An 18893-nucleotide genomic window follows, 5' to 3' on the forward strand; every position below is an offset into this window, starting at 1 on the left:
TTATTTTCACCTCAGAAAATAGTATGGTTAAAAAGGTGAAAATTATTTTACTTTTGCAAGTGTGCCAGCTTATCCGGATTGGCAATCATATAAATCCGGGATATTTTATCATCTAGAAACTCAAGTGAAACCACATAAGCAACATACTCATTTACCAATACGACAACGCCTGGATATCCATTTACAACCTTGAATTCCATTCTCGAGTTTTCAGGAAGCTTTTTCATAATACTTGTAAACAAAAAGACAATTCGCTCTGATGTAAAGATAGGATTTAACGCTGCTTTTACTTTACCGCCTCCATCAGAAATAAATACAGAATCGTTCTTCAATAACTCTAGCATTTTATGAATATTCCCTTTTTGAAGCGCCATCGTGAATTGTTCTACACTATCTCTCATTGTTTGGAAATCCAAAGTAGAAGCTTTCGGGCGATTTTCCATACTTTTTTTTGCTCTGTGAAACATCTGCCTGCAATTGGCAGATGTTTTTTCAATAATAGCTGAAATTTCTTCATAACTATACTGAAAGACCTCCCGCAAAAGGAAAACAGCCCGCTCGTTTTCTGATAACTGCTGCAAAAGCAAAAGATATGCAGTTGAAATGGATTCCTTCATTAAATAAGAATGAGACGGGTCACCCTCTTCATCGACGATTGGTTCCGGCAGCCATTCTCCGACATAAACCTCGCGCTTACTAGCGGCGGAACGCAATTTATCTATAGATCTATTCATCACAATCTTACATAAATATGCTTTCTTGTTTTCAATGCCCTTTTCTCTGCTTATACTGTTATAAGTTAGGAACGCTTCTTGTACTAAATCCTCCGCATCAGAAACACTTCCCATCATTCGGTAAGCGATCGAAAATAACAAAGGCTTATACGTCTCATACAACTGTTCAGTTTCCAAAACGATTATCCTTCCTTTGCAAAAATCATTTCATTCATTTTTAAAATTTCCTCAGCTGCTCGCTTTCCACTTGCAACCGCAGCATCAGCTAATACTTCTTCATGCCCCGCCCAATCTCCTGCTATGAAAATTCCATTCATCTCCGGTATGCTTGGACCTGGGTTTTCATTTCGGTTTATATGTGGAAAATCATGTGATACCGCTAATTTTGGTAAAAACTGTTGGGCCACTACTTCTTCTCTCCAACCGGGATGAAGCAAATCCATCACTGATTCTAATTGTTGCTTATCTTTTTTTACATTCATTTCTTCCATTGGATTATGATATTTTGCTAAACTTACAACGAATGTCCCATCTTCACTTAGCTTTGCAGCCCTTGATTGGTTCGTAAAAAACAAAGCTTGATCTAGTCCTAACACAAATTGATGTTGTAGGTTTGGCAGCTTTTTTATCCCAATATCTAAACAACAAGCAGTAACCGGAATTGCCTGTTCATTCCATATACGCAATGAAGTAAATTCTGCGCCATTTATCATGTTCATAGCTTCTTTTGGAGGGGCTGCTACAATACAGTCAGGAACATTCAAGACCGTCCCATCTGAGCATTGTATGATTTGATATTGCCCATGATGCTCGATATTCGTTACATTTCTATTCGTTAAAATCTCAGCTCCGAACCTTACTGCCTGCTTCTTAAGTTTTTGAACAATCGTTTCCCACCCTCCATCAACATACAAAACTCCAGCGTTCAAAGAGCGCTTCACTTGCTTCAAGACCGGCTTTGCAAGCTGTAAAGTTGGAGCACTCGTATATGAAGTCAAACGACAAATCGCATAAAATATATGCCTAACCATCGGATCAGATATTTCCGAATCTGCCCAATCCGCGAGGCTTACTTCAGGAATCGAATCAATTTTTAACTTCGTCATCTTTAACATTAATTTGCCGAAAACAAATTTAGCTTTCCATGATAAAAGTGTCGAGGACATAATCGATGAAAAATCAGTCGGAATGACTTGAACGGAATTGTTCAAAATGCCATGAATGCGTACGTTTTTTGAAGCATTTCCTCCCGAAAGGGATATTCCAAGTTCAGTCAAAATGTCTGTGGCATCCCCAGAAAGATACAAAGCATGCGGCCCCAAGTTCATCAGGATCCCGTTTTTATTATTTGTGATCGCCCTTCCACCAAAACGATTCGATTTTTCCAAAACAACAACCTTTTTCCCTTCTCTTGCCAAATAGTTCGCAGCTGTCAATCCTGCTAAGCCTCCACCGACGATAGCAACATCATATTTATACATAAAAAAATCCCTCCTACATTGTTCTGTAATCAAAACGAATGAAGAGGGGATTTTGTGACATAAAAAAACTTTTTATAAAAATCGTGAAATGTCAATGAAGATCATTTTATAAATCGTATTATTCAGTTTCACTAGCCTATCCTCTTTTGCTTTTATATTTCATTAGTACTTCATAGTGAAAAGATAGTATGTTGCAACGACGTCAAGGACATGAATGTCTTGTGATTTCTTAAATAATGATTTTATTCTATTGACTACTTCACAGTATAAACAGCCCGCTACCTTAGCAGGCTGTTTTTTCCTCCACCACTCACTCCCTCATTTTCTGCATTCGCTCCGGCAAGCTTTGCAGGGATTGAAGGACGGCTTCCAGTTTTGTTTCGATCCGGTACAGCAAGTAAAAGGTAACGAGTGCCGGAAAACCAACCTCACTGATGAAGGGGAGAATCTGTTCCATTTGAGGATCAACTCCTTTCATTCTCACAATCTAGACAAAATAGGCTGACCCGGACTGGAGTCAGCCTATTTTTCTTATTCAAGATCTATGTCAATTTCCTCAACGTTTCTTTCGACGAGTCGTGCTGACTTCACCTTGAAAAATGGGTTGCCGTCCGAATCGAGGAAAACGTTGGAAGCGATGATGCTTTCCATTGCTGCTTTCACTTGTGCAGGATCAACCGGCTCGATAGGCTGATCAATAGTCAATTTCGAAGTTTTTCCTTCCTCTGATAAAAAGTTTAGTTCTAGTACCTTCATTCTTTTTCACCTCTCTTTCTACCCATTGCGGTTTTTACTGACCAATCTCGTGACGATCATTCCTTTCAATCGCCCAAATTGATTCTTTTGATACAGAACCAATTGCGATAGCCGTGTTGTATAGCTCATCTGCAGTTGAATTTAGTCGAATGCGATTGAATGTCTTTGTTTTGAAGATTGGTTTGTTGTTTTCGTCCATCCCATAGTCAAAAACAATTTTTAAACTGCTTGACTTTAAAACCCCCTGTGCCAATTGCCTCACCTCCCTTTCACCTTCTATATAGGAGACAAGAGCAAAAAAGGACACCCTGCAGAAAAAATTAAAAAATTTACCATGACATATAGTAGTTTTCTTTTTTATTTTCTTTTTGTCCACGTATTGTGGACGTGCCGTTTAAACAATTGACATTACATAGTTTCTTACTGTTTGTAGCATTAATTCCTTTTTACATTACAATTGTAAGATTCACCTCACAGAGTAAAAACCTGTATAGAAAATCTACACAGGTTAGGGAAAATTCTATTTTGATTATTGCCAATTTAAAAATACGCCTTTTCATCATTTGTAGGCGGAGCCAGTTTATACAATACTTGTCTTCTGTGAATTAGTATCATTGACATCCATGTCATTGACAAGATTAAGCGGTACATTATTGATGACAAAGTCCCCATTTTCTTCACCAAAACCATAGTTTTGTTTATTCGTCAAAAAGGTATCAATACGCGGAGAAGCTGCAAAGTTTAGTGAGGCGTTCCGGTCCATAGCATTTACTTTAAATCCCAATATGTTTATAATAACGGGTCCAAATACCATTTTATCCTCCCTCCCTCTTTTAGTGAATATATTACAAAGCGCTGTTATTTATGTGGGGGAAACATAAGAAACACTTTGCGATCAATCAGTGTAATGATTGGATCACCTTGTTAATACATATAGTTAAACAAACCATTTTTTTGTATTTTTACAAAGTTATTTCTGCTCAGAAGCCGGGCAAGCTTGTTAGTTTAGGATGAAACTTCTCTTTTTTTCTGGAGTCTTATAACTTCGTCATCTTCGTAATAAAGAAGTCAATTAAATCTGAATCATCTACAACTGAAACTGTATGATCTTTTAAAGTGCCGTCACCACTTTGTTCACCGAATCCCTCACTACGATGGTTGAAGACATGGTTACCAAGCTGAATCGAACTGCCCATGGAAACGTAGGATTTTCGATCAATTGACCGTATTTTCATATCATTTAATTGAATGTTGGTTACCTCATCCATACGGATATATCTCCTTTCAATAATTAATGATGAAATGTTAATCGTTATAAAAAGGATTATTCCACTGAATTGAATATCATGCAGGTGCAAGGCAATATAATGAAAGATTTTGGGAGGATTCCGAATTGAGTAATCATTATTTAATTCGCAAAGCAACTGAGGGCGACGTTTTACAAATTCTTAAGCATACAAAAAAGGTCATAAGTGAAAATCCAAATGTAACAGGAATTACGTTGAATGAATTTACTTCTACCCTTGATGAAGAAAAAGAATGGATAAATTCACATCATACACAAGGACTATTATTAGTTGCAGAAGTTAACAGAAGTATCATTGGCTTGCTTAGTTTTCGTTTATCGCCTTGGAAAAGATTATGTCATCAAGGGATTTTTGAAATAAGCATTCAAGAGAAGTTTACAAATAAAGGCATCGGGGCTTCTTTAATAAAAAAGCTATTGGCATGGGCTCAAGCAAATCAAAGAGTGGAAAAGATATCCCTTGAGGTTTTTTCAAATAACGAAAGGGCCATTCATTTATACAAAAGGCTTGGATTTATAGAGGAAGGCAGGCTGAAAAGTCATATTAAATTGGGCTCGAATGAATATGTAGATGATGTTTTGATGAGTATATTTATTGATTCTTCCTAAAGTGCAGGATCATTTAGCAAATAACAGCAAAAAGCCAAAACAAAATGGATATCTGTTTGATTCCATTAGTTTTGGCTTATAAAAAATAAGGTTAAACAATCATTTCTTTACCTTTTACACTTTTTACTTTTTCTTTTATTTTTTTCAAATACTCTTCACTTAAGGTACCTTCACCCCCGCGGAAAATTTCCTCAGAATAATGATCAGGTGGTGCCAATTCTTCTTCCTTTTGTACGACAATAAAGGTTAATGCTTCTTTCACCATTCCATTGATTTCAATGTCTATAATAGCAGGGCGGTAAAGAAGACTGCCAACTCCTTCCCTTCCGAAAAGATAAGGAATGATATCGGGAGTAACCTCGTATGCTTTTCCTTCAACGGCGCCGCCCATTTCAATAATATCAGCCCGCCCACCATCAGGAAGGTGTACTGTGAAGCCGAGAGTATATCCATCCAAAACACCGCAGCCGATTACATTTTGAAAATGATGATCTACTCCGGCTAGTTTGAATCGTTCAACATCCATACAGCTTCCATAAGCATAATAAAGAAAGCTATTTTGTTTGATAACATGCTGCACTTTCCAGTCGCCATGCTCAACCCTTCCACGAAGTATTTGGGCATGTTGTTCGGTCATGACGTATGCATATGCATGATAGATTTCCTTATCGGTAAAAATGGTTTTCACAACTCTATTATAAAAGTTATTACGCCCTTCTCCAATATAGCCTTCCAATTCATCTAATCTAGCTAATTGGCTTTCACTGACTTCATACAATTCACCATAAACAACATCTATATCGTTAGTATTTTTTAAGGTTGGATATCCTCTGTTCGTATTAAATAAGATCCCGTTTGTCCACGCCTGTTCTGCGATACTGGTAGCCCCATTCAACAAATGGTGGTTTCTTTCATGCCTTCTAAGTGTACCGTAAACAAATACTAGATTCCCCATTACAATCCCCTCTGACCCTAATCATTTCTCTTTGCTGAATGCTTCTTACACTTGATGAAGTTCTTATTTTATTAATTATTTTCCAAAAGCTAGGTCGCATTAAAATGAGATTATTCCCCTGCATTATGTTACATTATCATGCTTTCCCCGTCTATCAATCACGAAATCCGCATCAATTCCCAAAAGGAATAACTATCGACATTTCGGGACCATACTAATTCACTTTCTTCTTTACCTTCTTTCGTGAGCTCAACTAGATCATAATATCAATATTTGTTCTATTATCATCAATATGCCGAAGATCGAATGCTTCTTGTTTCCCACTTCTATATACAGCAGCTGCTAACAAGTTCGTCTTTCTTAACTTTGATAATCATTTGTCGTCGATTATCCCAATTTCACATAGTCAAAGGCCTTTAATATTTTATATCTATTTATAGTAAGTATCCCCTGCCAATATCTTTTTGCGAGCGGAAAGTCTTCGGGATAACTTCCCCAATTCCATGGGATGTCCCAAATCCCTTCATCCGAAAGCTCGTCCATAAAAAACTTCAAATTTTGCTCCACTAACCCACTATATTCCGCGTAAAGAGGATATTCTGGGCTATCAATAATATCTAATGGAAGAACCTTATAGCCCGCCGACCACTCATTAATATTACGATCAATGCATTTTTCTGCAAGTATCATAATCTTATCCGCAACTTCATCCAATTCATAGTCTAGCTTCTTATGAAATATCTCCTTATGACACTGGATAATTCTTAAAAACTGTTGATAATTATTGATTTCATGCCTGTCCATTTCTTCCGCATTCATTAAGCGATTTACCGCTTTTTCTATCGAAGACCATCCAATCCGTGCAGCTTCATGATGATCGTTAGACCAGTGGATGAGAAACGCCGCCAATTCAACACCCGGATTAAACATCCAATTGTCTTGTACCCCTTCACTCCAATGCCACCATGGAGCATGGGGATATTCGTTATTTTCCGGTAATGCCGATGGCCACATACCCGTTTCAATATTAGCAGTATTTATTAAATACTTAAGCAGCTTTTCAACTATTTCTTCATTTTCATTTGCGCCTATTTCCATTAAGATTTGACAAGCTGTCCATGTTGCCATCGGAGAAGAAGACGGGAGCCAAAAATCAGGTTCAATCCCGTGACCAAACCCACCATCTTCATTTTGATAAGCAGCTAAATAACGAACAACATTGTCTCGTGAACCACCTTCAAATAAATATTCCCATCTTGCCGCTTCTAGAGGTCGTGCATTCCGTTTTATCCAAGCACTTGCTTTTTGAAATGTATAATTCATTGATCTCAACCTTTCGTTTTATTATGTATAATATTCCAGTAAAAGTATTGGAAATCCTTTGAGCTTCTGAACTTTACGTACAGGCTTTGTGATATACTATCACTACCGCAAAAGGTGGTGAAAAAGTGGAAAAACCGGGAAGTCAAGAAATTTTAAATACGTTAAACCTTTATTCACTACATATGGATGAAAAATTGAAGAGTATGGAAGACGGACTTAATGCCCGTATGGATAAAGCGAAAGTTAAATTTGAAGATCGATTTGATCGATTTGGAAAAAAGCTAGACGTTTTTCGCATTGATTTACAAGAGACTTAAGAGACAGTGGATTTCCTAGCAAGAAAAAATGTACATCATGAACGAAAACTACGAAATATTACTACTTAACCCTCTATAGCAACCTCTAGATCATTTTTTTCACATTAATAGACTGAAAAGTAAGCTGTCATCAATTGGACTCAAAGTCATTATAGAAATTTGTTACAGTATGAGTAAAAGATAAAGTAGAATCAGGGGGGCAAACACCATGATTAGACAAGCGCAAAAACAAGACTTTCAAGAGGCGGCTCTCCTCATTTATGATGCAATTCATGATATAGCTGATGCATTGACTGCAGAATATGAAAAGGAGAAGGTCCTTGAGCAGTTAGGCAACTATTTTTGCCAGGAGAAAAATCGATTAAGTTATCAAAATTGCTTAGTTAAAACGGTTGACGATGTTCCTGTTGGCATTATTGTCGCCTATCATGGAAAGGATGCGCATGAACTTGATGAGCCTATCCGCACCCATGTGAAAGCAAAAACAAACGAGAAACCATTCTTCGACCAAGAGGCTGATGACGCGGATTTCTATATAGATACATTAAGTGTGAATCCAAAGTTTGGCGGGCAAGGATATGGAACAGAATTAATCCAATCACTCCTTACATACGTGAAAGAACAAGGCTGTACGACCGTTTCATTAAATGTAGAAGAATCGAATCATAAAGCCCGTCTACTGTATGAACGGCTAGGATTCTCCTATAAAAAAGCAATTGTTATTAATCATCATATATACCATTATTTAGTAAAAGAAATATAATAGGGACTGCATAAGCAATCCCCATATTTAAAACTCTACTGGGGTATAAGCATTCGTATTCCATTCTTGATTGTGTTAGACGCTTCAAGGTCTTTATGAAATTTGTCAGAACATAAACTAGAAGTTATTCTTAACTCTGAAAGCTTCATTTATTAATTGTGTCATCAATTGTTCCACTGTTTGATTTTTGGCGAGTCTTGGACTTTGACCAGACCATAATGACATGTATTCTCGATTATTTTGTGTTGAAGCAGCTTTTCTAATATCTCGGGTTAATGTATTTTGTATTGGAAAATCCGGAAAAGATGCTTCATGTTCTTGCATATCCTCGGTAAATTTATTATTAATACCTCTCGCCCATTTACCGGAGAATGCACGAGTCAGTACAGTTTGTTCTTCAGTAGAGCTAAGAATCGCTTCTTTATGAATTTCATGAGCTCCACTTTCCACACAAGTTAAAAATGCGGTCCCCATTTGTACTCCTTTAGTACCTAAGCAGAATGCGGCCATCAATCCTCTGCCGTCCATAATGCCTCCTGCAGCAATGACAGGAAGCCTAATATTATCAACGACTTGCGGAATGAGGGACATTAAGCCGACTAAGCTTTCCTTCTCTTCATTCATGAATGTTCCCCGGTGTCCGCCAGCCTCACTTCCCTGAACAACTACTATGTCCATCCCTGCTTTTTCATTTTCAATTGCTTCCTTAACAGTTGTCGCAGTTCCGATAACGATAATGTTATGTTGTTTTAGCCTATCAATAATTTCTTTACTTGGTAATCCAAATGTAAAAGAACACACCGGGACTTTTTCATCGATAACGACATCAACTTGTTCATTGAATATTTCTATTAGACTCTCATACGTAATAGCAGCAGTATGATCAGCTTCAACTTTTAACTTTTTACGAATGGGCTGTAATGCATTATTAGCCCTTTGAATTTTATCTTCTGAAAGTTGAAAGGTAGTTGGGACAAATAAATTGATTCCAAAATGGCTGGATGTCCATGCCTTTACTTCCCTAATCTGTTCACGTGTTTGAGCGGGATTCAAATACCCTGCCCCAATCATTCCAAGCCCTCCATGATTGGAAACGGAAGACACTAATTTTGGTGTTGATATTCCACCGGCCATAGGAGCTTGGATGATTGGGTAATCAATATGCAAAAGTTCCGTAACATCATTATTAAACATGTTTACCTCCTTTAATGCGAGCAACTAAGTGGCTCCACAACATCACCAAAGAATTTCCCAAGCAAAAATTATGTACATTCTCCACATTGAATTGCTGTTTTTATATATAACTACGCCAGAAATGACCTTATATCCTTTTTTCATCATCCATATAAATAAAAGCGACCCATAATTTAAAAGCCTAAATTATGGGCGGTTTGAAGAACATGCTTTATTCTATCCTATCTATGTCTTATTTTTCTTTATTGCTTTAACCCCATTTTGATCCAGGAATGGTTTTATAAATTTCTGGTAACGCTCCTTCTTAAACGATTCTAATTCTTCTGGAGACATTGCTTTAATCACCTCTGTAATTTTTGGCTTTTCTCTTTCCTTTTGTGACAACCTTTTTACATTTTCACTGTTGTTAGATCCCATTACTGTCCTCCTCCCGGAATTGAATAAACCCTTTTGCAGTGGATACAAAAGGGTTCTAAACTCCGTTTTATCATCCAAAGCCATTGCTTTGCTGGTATTAGCACCTTACTTTTTCAAGCAGGTTGCTGTGGCGTCCACGAGCCAGATCTCTTAGCCACTCTAGATAACTATTTAATTATTTTTATTTTATGCTGATTTTACATTTTTTTCAATATTTATATATACTCTTTTTACTATTTCTATACCTTTAATAAAGGCTGATAAAAATTCACATATTCCTGCAACATCTTTTACTCTGCCTTCTTATCAGTAGTTGCTTAGTGAATTGAAGAATGAATGCATATTTCGAACCGCATCGTTAACTGGAAGATTCGATTCATTTTGATGTGGCCTTGAAGATACAGCGCCGCTTCCTGGTCCGGCACATTCATCGACCGAGGCCTTCATAAACAAGCCAATTCATTATATTTCACGTTGTCATTCCTCTGGTTTTAACTAAACCTTAAAAAGTAAAATCATTATATTAAGATTTCATAAAATAAAGATTTACATCGTTACTATTCATTCTTCCTTTTGCATTGATTCCTGATTCTTCCTTTTTACCTCTTCAATATTAGTGTCACTATAGATCCACGTCCCGTGTCCTCCAGTTGTTTTCGCCAGTAATTCTTTTACTTCATTATAGGATAGCCCAGATCGTTCATTCGCCCTTTTTATCGCATCAATGTTTGTTCCTGAAACAGTAAAAGTATCTTGATGCACGGTTTTGTTGTTTTCCTTCATTAAAAGACAGCCCCTCTGTGTTGTTTGAGGATATTTTCTCCCATATAATAAAATTTAGTCTATACGTTTTTGGAGGTGCAAACATTGGGGAAAAAAGTGTTAATCACGGGTTTTGATCCTTTTGGTGGTGAAAAAGTAAATCCTGCCCTTGAAGCAGTTAAACAATTAGATGGTATGGTCATGGATGATATTGAAATCGTGGCACAGGAAGTTCCAACTATTTTTCACGAATCCATCAAAGTCGTCATAAATGCAATCGAACTGTACAAACCAGATGTCATTATTTGTATCGGACAGGCTGGTGGTCGAACTCAAGTGACTCCTGAGCGAGTCGCCATTAATATCGATGATGCACGGATACCTGATAATCAAGGCAACCAGCCCATCGATGAACCTATTTACGAGGATGGCCCCGTCGCATATTGGACGACATTACCAGTAAAGCTTATGGTTCATGAAATGAAAAAAGCCGCCATTCCCGCATCAGTTTCTAATTCAGCAGGAACATTCGTATGCAATCATCTTTTTTATGGAACCATGCATTATATAGAAAAAAATGCACCACATATTCGAGGTGGATTTATCCATATTCCGTTCATACCAGAACAAACAACTAAAACGAATGCTCCAAGTTTAAGCTTAGACGAAATTGTGAATGGAATTAGAATAGCTGCCGTGGTGGCGGCGAATGAAAAAGAGGATATTCGTGAAATTGGTGGGACGACACACTAGAAACAGATGAGGTTCTTCATATTGCGAAGAACCCTCTTTTTTTATGCTCATTGAATCATTATTTCGAATAAACAAGATCACGGGCAGCTTAAATGTTTCAATCGAACAAACATTCGCTTTTCTATGACCATTGGCTCTTAAAAAAACCATTTGAAAAAATCATCACTTTTCCTTAGTATGTGGGCTCTATGATTAATTCAAAACCCAAAAGCATATTTCCCTACACACCGCAATTCTTTTAGATCATGATTTTTCAGTACATTTCCTGCCAACTTCCCCAGCCGATGGAGAAACCGTCCACATCAACTAAGTATCTTGCAATTTCTGTTGCCAACGGCATTCTAAGTAAGTAAGAACTGATTGCATTTGATTTTTTTCTACATTCCACTTCATCTCCGTCAGTATTCGTAAAAATTCAATATAATGGCTATAACAAGGACATTTTCCGAAATCGAATCCTTCATAAACCACAACACTTTAATTTTAAACTTTGGACGTTCCTTTATAAACAGTCTAATGACTCCTTCGTCTTCTTCAGGAGAATTCATCTTTTAAATGATTCTTCATTTTCATAAGAAAATCTGAAGGCAGATTCATTGCGCCTTCACCTCAAATACAAATTTCCACATAAAAAAATACCACATCGCCTCAAAAGTATGCTATGCTATTTTTAATAAAATACAAAATGTTCTTGGAGGAGTCTGTCACCAAGGGATATCTATGTCCTTTGGTTGACGGGCTCTTTTTGTATTTAAAAATTCGAAAGGTGGAAAATTAGTGATTTTAATACTTCAACTAGCCATTATTTTGGCGGCTTCTAAAATAGCTGGGAGCATCAGTGTAAGACTTGGACAACCCGCTGTTTTGGGAAAGCTCCTTATTGGAATTGTGTTAGGTCCTTCTGTATTAGGTTTGGTTAATAATACAGATACATTACAGGCACTCAGCCAAATTGGTGTTATTCTGCTTATGTTTATCGCTGGCCTAGAAACAGATATTGATGAATTTAAAAGGACGGGTAAAGCCGCTACGTTTGTAGGTTTCGGCGGTATTATCGCACCTCTTGTACTTGGATATGCAGCAGGGATCGTTTTAGGTCTTTCTATATTCGAAGCAATATTTTTAGGTCTCCTACTATCAGCAACAAGTGTTAGCATTTCGGTGCAAGCACTTAAGGAGATGAATAAATTAAAAAGCCGTGAAGGTACAACCATTTTAGGTGCGGCTGTAATCGATGATGTAGTTGTCATTATAGCGCTCGCCTTTCTAATGAGTTTTGCTGGCGGTGATGTAAATTTATCAATGGTCATTTTGAAAAAAGTACTTTTCTTTACAGGTGCCATTCTCGTAGGATGGAAAGTCGTCCCTTGGTTCTTGAATAAATTTACAAAACTGAAGGTTACCGAAACAGTGATTTCCTCTGCCCTCATCATCTGTTTTGTTTTCGCCTATTTTGCGGAATATACTGGTGTCGCAGCTATTATTGGAGCGTATATCGCAGGAGTAGCGATAAGTGTTACACGTTTTAAGCATGAGATTTTTGAGAAAGTAGAGACCATTAGTTACTCGATTTTTGTGCCTGTCTTTTTCACATCTATTGGTGTTATGGCGCAATTTAATGGCATCGCTCAAAACTTAGGACTAATTGTTGCTCTGAGTATTTTAGCGATTGTGACAAAACTAGTAGGTGCTGCGGTCGGTGCAAAGCTGTCAGGATTTGGCTGGAGGAGCTCGCTCGGAATCGGTTCTGCGATGATTTCACGTGGTGAGGTCGCCTTAATTTTGGCGGCAATTGGCCTTGAATCCATGTTGTTGACAGAGGAAATGTTTGCTGTTCTCGTTGTTGTCATTTTAATAACAACAATCGTAACTCCTCCAATGATGAAAGTGATTTTTAAGAGTAATGATGTTAGACTTAAGGAAGAGTAAATATTCATTAGTAAAGGAGAAATAAATTGATTAAAGCCGTTATTTTCGATTTTGATGGAACGATTATTGATACCGAAACCCCCTGGTTTGAAATTTATCGTAATGCATTAAAAGAAGATCATAATTTCGATTTAACCCTCGAAGAGTTCGTAAAAATTGTGGGAACGACGAATGACACTTTATTTGATTTCATTGATGAATCGCTCGCAAGTCCAATGGATCGTAATTTGTTTAAAGAAAAAACTCGCTCTCATTATGCAAAAATAAAAAATGAACTCCCATTAAGAGATGGATTTTTAGATATTTTACAGCAAATAAAGGATAATGGCCTTCAACTTGCCATCGCAAGCAGCTCACATCGTGAATGGATTGTGGGATTTCTTGATAAATACGAGTTGACTGATTATTTTCCAATCATTTGTTCCGCTGAGGATGTCGAAGAAGTAAAACCGAATCCAGCTTTATATATAAAAGCACTTGAAGCACTAGGGGTAAAACCGGATGAAGCGATGGCGGTTGAAGATTCCGTAAACGGCTCTTTAGCAGCCATTCAAGCAGGCATCAACTGTCTCATTATCCCAAATGACGTCACAAAGTCCTTAACTTTCCACGAAAATGCAAAACTGATTCAGTCTTATTCAGAATTTGATTGTGATTTATTTTTAAATAAAAACACCTGGATATCAAAACTAATGGAGCAATCATAATCGATTGCTCCTTTTGACTATGGTGAACGGGAATAGAATCCGATTGAACGGAAATAAATGCTGCTCCAACGGGAATAAGACCATCTCGAACGGAAATGACACCCTTTGATCGAGGTAAAAACGCACAAATCCAGTAGAATATGCTGGAACGGGAATAGAACCGCTTTGAACGAGAATAAAAGTACCTTGAAAGGGAATAGAATCCGATCGAACGGACATAAATGCTGCTCCAACGGGAATAAGACCATCTCGAATGGAAATGACACCCTTTGATCGAGGTAAAAACGCACAAATCCAGTAGAATATGCTGGAACGGGAATAGAACCGCTTTGAACGAGAATAAAAGTGCCTTGAAAGGGAATAGAATCCGATTGAACGGAAATAAATGCTGCTCCAACGGGAATAAGACCTTCTCGAACGGACATGACACCCTTTGATCGAGGTAAAAACGCACAAATCCAGTAGAATATGCTGGAACGGGAATAAAACCCCCTTGAACGAGAATAAAAGTGCCTTGAAAGGGAATAGAATCCGATTGAACGGATATAAATGCTGCTCCAACGGGAATAAGACCTTCTCGAACGGACATGACACCCTTTGATCGAGGTAAAAACGCACAAATCCAATAGATAAGCTGGAACGGGAATAAAACCCCCTTGAACGAGAATAAAAGTACCTTGAACGGGAATAGAACCCCCTTGAACGAGAATAAAAGTACCTTGAACGGGAATAGAACCCCTTTGAACGGAAATAAATGCTGCGCGAACGGGAATAAGACCATCTCGAACGGAAATGACACCTCCATAATCGAAGTAAAACGCACAAATCCAATAGATATGCTGGAACGGGAATAGAACCGCTTTGAACGAGAATAAAAGTGCCTTGAAAGGGAATAGAATCCGATTGAACGGAAATAAATGCTGCTCCAACGGGAATAAGACCATCTTGAACGGAAATGGCACCCCCATGATCGAAATGAAAACGCACAAATCCAATAAAATTGGCTGGAACGCCAATACAATCCAATCGAACGCCATAAATTCAGCACCAATAGGAACAAAACCACTACCCCCTGAATAAAACCGAATACGCACAATAGACCTATGTATATTTGCTCGATGAATCAAGAAAAATAAAAGAGAAAAAATCTATCCATCGTTAGAATTTTCGTGTAAAGTCGTGTAGAATAATAACTATGTTTCGAGTGACTAAATATTTCCATTGAATATATATGAGGGGGAGATAGCATTGGGTAATTCACTCATTAAGGAGGCTCCTCGACAGAGTGTGGGTTCGGGTAAGATATGGACACGAGATTTTATTTTGATCTGTTTGTCCAATTTTTTTGTTTTTCTTGGTTTTCAAATGACTTTGCCCACTCTTCCTTTGTTTGTTGAAAAACTTGGCGGGAATGATCAGCTTATCGGGGTCGTTGTTGGTATATTTACTTTTTCTGCTCTTCTTATTCGCCCTAGTGCTGGACATGCATTGGAATCAAAGGGAAGACGGTTCGTATTTTTAACTGGACTTGGTATTTTTGTATTTTCTGTTGGTTCTTTCGGCTTTGTAAAAAGTTTACTTTTCTTATTTATCATGCGGATAATTCAGGGGCTTGGCTGGGGCTATTCTACGACCGCTTCTGGTACGATTGCAACTGACCTGATTCCTGCTGATAAACGAGGGGAAGGTATGGGGTATTACGGACTTTCCGGGAATATTGCACTTGCCTTCGGTCCTTCTTTAGGTCTCGCACTAGTCGGAGTCATTTCATACACTCACCTATTTTTAATATGTGCGGTTCTTGGGTTACTGGCCCTTTTGCTTTCATCCAAAATCCGTTATAAACAAGTGGAAGCTAAAGCTGCTCCCCAAGTTAAAAAGTGGGATTTTTATGAAAAAAGTGCACTTCCACCATCATTGCTTTTATTCTTTATTACTGTAACCTTTGGAGGAATTGCTTCCTTTTTGCCTCTTTTCACAGCGCAAAGAGGAATAGAAGGTATTCAATGGTATTTTCTGCTTTATGCCGCAGCATTAATGCTGACACGAACCTTTGCTGGGAAATTATACGATTCACGAGGGCATCAAGCAGTTTTTATCCCAGGAACTATATTAATTCTCATTTCGATGTTCCTGCTTTCTTGGCTGCCAAACAGCACAATTCTGTACATTGCTGCCGTTCTATACGGATTAGGTTTCGGAACAGTGCAACCAGCTTTACAAGCTTGGTCTGTTAAAGGATCCCCTCCTAATCGACGAGGGATGGCAAATGCAACCTTCTTCTCTTTCTTTGATTTAGGTGTAGGAATTGGAGCAATGGCATTTGGTCAAATTGGGCATTTGTTCGGATACAGTTCAATTTATATGGTCGCTGCATTTTCGGTTCTATGCTCTATTATTTTATACTTTTTTATATTAATGAAAAGCAACGTACGCAAGCCAGCTTAAAAGCTGGCTTTTTACTTGTTTTTCGTTTTATCCATCCAAGGCTCAAATGAAAATGGAATACCGACATATTTGGCAATTGTATCATCATATGAAACTAAATCTTTTTTTGATAAGTCGCTTAGGGAGCGTTTTCCCATAGCTCTCAAAGCAATTTTCATTTCTTCTGTACAAGATGTAAGGAACTTTTCCGCAGATTTCGCCCCATCTTCTGTTTTTAATTCATCTTTGAATTTCCCTTCATTCCATACTAATTGCGTCGGAGGTTCGAAAGGAACAGCCTTAAAAATTTTACTATGTGCCACTGAGAATAAAATGGCCGATCCAATATAAACAGCATCTGCCCCTAATGCCAACGCTTTTAAAAAATGCCCTGGAATAAATAACCCTCCTGAGACAATCAAGCTGATTTTCCCTTTCATTTTTCTTTTTTCTAAATGGTTTACAGCCCGTACAATTGCATGCAACGTAGGAATCCCAAAATCATCCGATAAAATTGGCGCGGCACCAAGGGTTGATGCCTGTGCCCCGTCGATGGCGATGAAATCGACCCCGATCTCAATCAAATGGTCGATATCTTCTTCTATTTTTCCACCAGCCCCCATTTTTGCTCCAATCGGGACGCCTCCTGTTATACTTCTAAGCTCATCGACGAGTTCCTTAATATCTTTTAATGTTTGGTTTTCAAAAAAATGCTCATGAATGACTGCTGTTTCATTTTCTTTTAGCCCCATTACTTTACGAGCATTTCCCGTTAAGTTCTCAGGGGAGATTTTCATCCCCATCGCCATCATGGCACCTTGTCCGAGTTTAATTTCTATCATATCGGCTTGCTTCATTAAATTTTCATCTTTTGCCCATTCCGTTTTTCCAAATTGCAAAATATATTTTCCTGCTTTTTCAATCTCCTCCGGCATAACACCACCTTCACCGGAATTAATCGCTGTTCCAACATTGCTTGCTGCTTCTGCAAGTGATAAACGAACTTCTTCACTTAATGCAACACCATAGCCCATTCCACTGATGATAAGGGGAATTTCAATGTCCATCGGTTTCTTTGCATTCGGGCCAATTGTTACCTTCAAATCAACCTCTTCTTCCCCATCAACTGCAAAAGGGGAGGTCTGTGCCGGTAAAAATGTTATCGGATCTAAATGCGGCCATTTTTTTGAAGATCCTAAAGGACGATGTAGAATATCCCCTGAAGCTGTACGCAAATTGTTTTCCAAAATATTTTGCACACCTACATGTCGAAAGCCCGGGATCATTTCAATGATATTTTCTTGGTAGCTGTCGGATAAAATGATTTTCCCAATCTTCCCAACCATCTTTTTCATTATCCAACGCCATCCAAATAGCATAAATAAGTTAAACAAAAACATTAATATAATCATTCCAAGTATCGTATACTGCAAAATGGTGTTCATCGCTTTTTCCCCACTATGTTATTTCCCATATTATTTCCGGCAATGGAAAAAATATGTCTCTCCGTATGAAATCACAAGCAAGGAAAAGACTAAGGAAAAAGGAGTCTATTTTATGGTATTACAATCAACGAAGCATCGGCCTTATCCTTTGCCATCGAAATACTGGATTATGAGACAAAAATGGAGCAACGTTCTATTCATTCATTGGCCAATCGAGTCTGAAAAATTAAAACCATATATCCCAGATTCCATAGAAATTGACACGTTTGATGGCGTTGCTTGGTTAGGTATGATTGTTTTTAAAATAGATGGTATTTTTCCTCGTGGATTTCCACCCATTTCTATACGCCCAGCCTTTCCAGAAATCAATCTGCGCACGTATGTAAAACTCAACGGCAAACCTGGGATCTACTTTTTATCCCTTGATGTTGACGATTGGACTTCCTATACACTGGCAAAGAGATGGCTTCACGTACCTTATCATCGTGCTGAAATGTCCTTTCAAGAAATAGAGCAATCCTTTCATTTTGAAAGTGTCAGAAAAGAAAATAATCCTATTATATGTAAAGGGTCATACACTCCTTAATCAGAAATTTTTTACGCTGAAAATATGACTCTCGATCATTGGCTAACAGAAAGATATTGCTTTTTTAGCAATGACCTCCAATCGAATATTTATTGTTTGGATATTCATCATCATCAATGGCCATTACAGAAGGCAGATGCTGATATAAGTACAAATCATCTTTTTAAAACGTTTAATTTAGAGCTTGCGGATAAAAAACCCACTGTTCACTATTCCCAAGGAGTCGAGGCACTCATCTGGAACATAAAGAAATTATAATTTTAACTTTGGATTTAAAATATGTGAAGAATTGGGGAGATCCTGCTTGTTTTTCGCAAAGTGCCCATCGAAAATGGTTATTTTACAACTCCAAGCAGCAAGAAATAATTGATATAATCTTGAAGATTATAGCTTAGAACAAGCTGACACGTTAATATTCATTACCATTAA

At 37.8% G+C, this 18893-nt stretch carries 23 protein-coding genes, 1 pseudogene and 1 riboswitch; of the genes and pseudogenes, 8 read left to right on the plus strand and 16 right to left on the minus strand.

Annotated features, from left to right (window positions below; all coding sequences use genetic code 11):
* Nucleotides 1–47 precede the first annotated feature (47 nt).
* The 7 genes from KHA96_RS14955 to KHA96_RS14985 form a co-directional block, all read right to left on the minus strand.
* On the minus strand, nt 48–911 hold the full coding sequence (locus KHA96_RS14955) for an RNA polymerase sigma-70 factor (protein ID WP_213130129.1): 864 nt from the start codon (nt 909–911) through the stop codon (nt 48–50).
* Nucleotides 912–916: 5 nt separating this feature from the next.
* Nucleotides 917–2215 (minus strand): phytoene desaturase family protein, encoded by a 1299-nt coding sequence (locus KHA96_RS14960; RefSeq protein ID WP_213130130.1) that lies wholly within the window; start codon nt 2213–2215, stop codon nt 917–919.
* Nucleotides 2216–2525: 310 nt separating this feature from the next.
* The gene (locus tag KHA96_RS14965; protein WP_213130131.1) at nt 2526–2672 is read right to left on the minus strand and encodes a YvrJ family protein; all 147 of its coding nucleotides are present in this window, start codon (nt 2670–2672) and stop codon (nt 2526–2528) included.
* A gap of 74 nt (nt 2673–2746) precedes the next feature.
* Nucleotides 2747–2971 (minus strand): DUF2922 domain-containing protein, encoded by a 225-nt coding sequence (locus KHA96_RS14970; protein ID WP_213130132.1) that lies wholly within the window; start codon nt 2969–2971, stop codon nt 2747–2749.
* Between the two features lie 34 nt (nt 2972–3005).
* Nucleotides 3006–3224, minus strand: coding sequence for a DUF1659 domain-containing protein (locus KHA96_RS14975; protein WP_213130133.1), 219 nt, complete (start codon nt 3222–3224; stop codon nt 3006–3008).
* A gap of 327 nt (nt 3225–3551) precedes the next feature.
* Nucleotides 3552–3785: a hypothetical protein gene (locus KHA96_RS14980; RefSeq protein ID WP_213130134.1), complete on the minus strand. Its 234-nt coding sequence runs from the start codon at nt 3783–3785 to the stop codon at nt 3552–3554.
* 223 nt (nt 3786–4008) lie between these two features.
* Nucleotides 4009–4239, minus strand: a complete 231-nt coding sequence (locus KHA96_RS14985; protein ID WP_213130135.1) for a hypothetical protein — start codon at nt 4237–4239, stop codon at nt 4009–4011.
* A gap of 125 nt (nt 4240–4364) precedes the next feature.
* On the opposite strand from KHA96_RS14985, the gene KHA96_RS14990 reads away from it, so the two are divergent.
* Entirely contained in the window at nt 4365–4886 is a 522-nt protein-coding gene (locus tag KHA96_RS14990) for a GNAT family N-acetyltransferase (protein ID WP_213130136.1), read from the plus strand.
* A 91-nt stretch (nt 4887–4977) separates the two neighbouring features.
* Here the strand turns inward: KHA96_RS14990 and KHA96_RS14995 are convergent, their stop codons facing one another.
* Both KHA96_RS14995 and KHA96_RS15000 read right to left on the minus strand, forming a co-directional pair.
* The gene (locus KHA96_RS14995) at nt 4978–5841 is read right to left on the minus strand and encodes a gamma-glutamylcyclotransferase family protein (protein WP_213130137.1); all 864 of its coding nucleotides are present in this window, start codon (nt 5839–5841) and stop codon (nt 4978–4980) included.
* Nucleotides 5842–6228: 387 nt separating this feature from the next.
* Complete coding sequence (locus KHA96_RS15000; protein ID WP_213130138.1) at nt 6229–7164, minus strand: prenyltransferase/squalene oxidase repeat-containing protein; 936 nt, start codon at nt 7162–7164, stop codon at nt 6229–6231.
* Between the two features lie 125 nt (nt 7165–7289).
* Between KHA96_RS15000 and KHA96_RS15005 the strand changes: the two genes are divergently transcribed.
* Together KHA96_RS15005 and KHA96_RS15010 are read left to right on the plus strand one after the other, a co-directional pair.
* Entirely contained in the window at nt 7290–7481 is a 192-nt protein-coding gene (locus KHA96_RS15005; protein ID WP_213130139.1) for a hypothetical protein, read from the plus strand.
* A 208-nt stretch (nt 7482–7689) separates the two neighbouring features.
* Nucleotides 7690–8244 carry a GNAT family N-acetyltransferase gene (locus KHA96_RS15010; protein ID WP_213130140.1) on the plus strand — a complete coding sequence of 185 codons (555 nt, stop codon included), beginning with the start codon at nt 7690–7692 and terminating at the stop codon, nt 8242–8244.
* 117 nt (nt 8245–8361) lie between these two features.
* Here the strand turns inward: KHA96_RS15010 and KHA96_RS15015 are convergent, their stop codons facing one another.
* The 3 genes from KHA96_RS15015 to KHA96_RS15025 form a co-directional block, all read right to left on the minus strand.
* A complete protein-coding gene (locus KHA96_RS15015; RefSeq protein WP_213130141.1) occupies nt 8362–9438 on the minus strand; it encodes an NAD(P)H-dependent flavin oxidoreductase in 1077 nt (358 codons plus the stop codon).
* Nucleotides 9439–9663: 225 nt separating this feature from the next.
* Nucleotides 9664–9855: a hypothetical protein gene (locus KHA96_RS15020; RefSeq protein ID WP_213130142.1), complete on the minus strand. Its 192-nt coding sequence runs from the start codon at nt 9853–9855 to the stop codon at nt 9664–9666.
* A gap of 64 nt (nt 9856–9919) precedes the next feature.
* A riboswitch (SAM riboswitch) is annotated at nt 9920–10025 on the minus strand.
* 391 nt (nt 10026–10416) lie between these two features.
* On the minus strand, nt 10417–10638 hold the full coding sequence (locus KHA96_RS15025) for a gamma-type small acid-soluble spore protein (protein WP_213130143.1): 222 nt from the start codon (nt 10636–10638) through the stop codon (nt 10417–10419).
* An 84-nt stretch (nt 10639–10722) separates the two neighbouring features.
* Between KHA96_RS15025 and pcp the strand changes: the two genes are divergently transcribed.
* Nucleotides 10723–11370: a pyroglutamyl-peptidase I gene (gene pcp, locus KHA96_RS15030; protein WP_213130144.1), complete on the plus strand. Its 648-nt coding sequence runs from the start codon at nt 10723–10725 to the stop codon at nt 11368–11370.
* A gap of 253 nt (nt 11371–11623) precedes the next feature.
* Here pcp and KHA96_RS23265 read toward each other — a convergent pair whose 3' ends face one another.
* Both KHA96_RS23265 and KHA96_RS15035 read right to left on the minus strand, forming a co-directional pair.
* Nucleotides 11624–11758 carry a hypothetical protein gene (locus tag KHA96_RS23265; protein ID WP_283248464.1) on the minus strand — a complete coding sequence of 45 codons (135 nt, stop codon included), beginning with the start codon at nt 11756–11758 and terminating at the stop codon, nt 11624–11626.
* A gap of 10 nt (nt 11759–11768) precedes the next feature.
* Nucleotides 11769–11918, minus strand: a complete 150-nt coding sequence (locus KHA96_RS15035; RefSeq protein ID WP_213130145.1) for a hypothetical protein — start codon at nt 11916–11918, stop codon at nt 11769–11771.
* A gap of 232 nt (nt 11919–12150) precedes the next feature.
* On the opposite strand from KHA96_RS15035, the gene KHA96_RS15040 reads away from it, so the two are divergent.
* Together KHA96_RS15040 and KHA96_RS15045 are read left to right on the plus strand one after the other, a co-directional pair.
* The gene (locus KHA96_RS15040) at nt 12151–13299 is read left to right on the plus strand and encodes a cation:proton antiporter (protein ID WP_213130629.1); all 1149 of its coding nucleotides are present in this window, start codon (nt 12151–12153) and stop codon (nt 13297–13299) included.
* Between the two features lie 26 nt (nt 13300–13325).
* Nucleotides 13326–14006 carry an HAD family hydrolase gene (locus tag KHA96_RS15045; protein ID WP_213130146.1) on the plus strand — a complete coding sequence of 227 codons (681 nt, stop codon included), beginning with the start codon at nt 13326–13328 and terminating at the stop codon, nt 14004–14006.
* A 17-nt stretch (nt 14007–14023) separates the two neighbouring features.
* Here KHA96_RS15045 and KHA96_RS15050 read toward each other — a convergent pair whose 3' ends face one another.
* On the minus strand, nt 14024–15043 hold the full coding sequence (locus tag KHA96_RS15050) for a hypothetical protein (protein WP_213130147.1): 1020 nt from the start codon (nt 15041–15043) through the stop codon (nt 14024–14026).
* A 211-nt stretch (nt 15044–15254) separates the two neighbouring features.
* On the opposite strand from KHA96_RS15050, the gene KHA96_RS15055 reads away from it, so the two are divergent.
* Nucleotides 15255–16454 carry an MFS transporter gene (locus KHA96_RS15055; protein ID WP_213130148.1) on the plus strand — a complete coding sequence of 400 codons (1200 nt, stop codon included), beginning with the start codon at nt 15255–15257 and terminating at the stop codon, nt 16452–16454.
* 11 nt (nt 16455–16465) lie between these two features.
* On the opposite strand, the gene KHA96_RS15060 is transcribed toward KHA96_RS15055, so the two are convergent.
* Nucleotides 16466–17878, minus strand: coding sequence for an FMN-binding glutamate synthase family protein (locus KHA96_RS15060; protein WP_213130149.1), 1413 nt, complete (start codon nt 17876–17878; stop codon nt 16466–16468).
* 169 nt (nt 17879–18047) lie between these two features.
* Here KHA96_RS15060 and KHA96_RS15065 point away from each other — a divergent pair.
* A pseudogene (locus KHA96_RS15065) lies at nt 18048–18722 on the plus strand (YqjF family protein).
* The last annotated feature ends 171 nt before the right edge of the window (nt 18723–18893 follow it).

It is taken from the genome of Bacillus sp. FJAT-49711 (assembly GCF_018343715.1).
GTDB lineage: Bacteria > Bacillota > Bacilli > Bacillales > Bacillaceae_C > Lederbergia.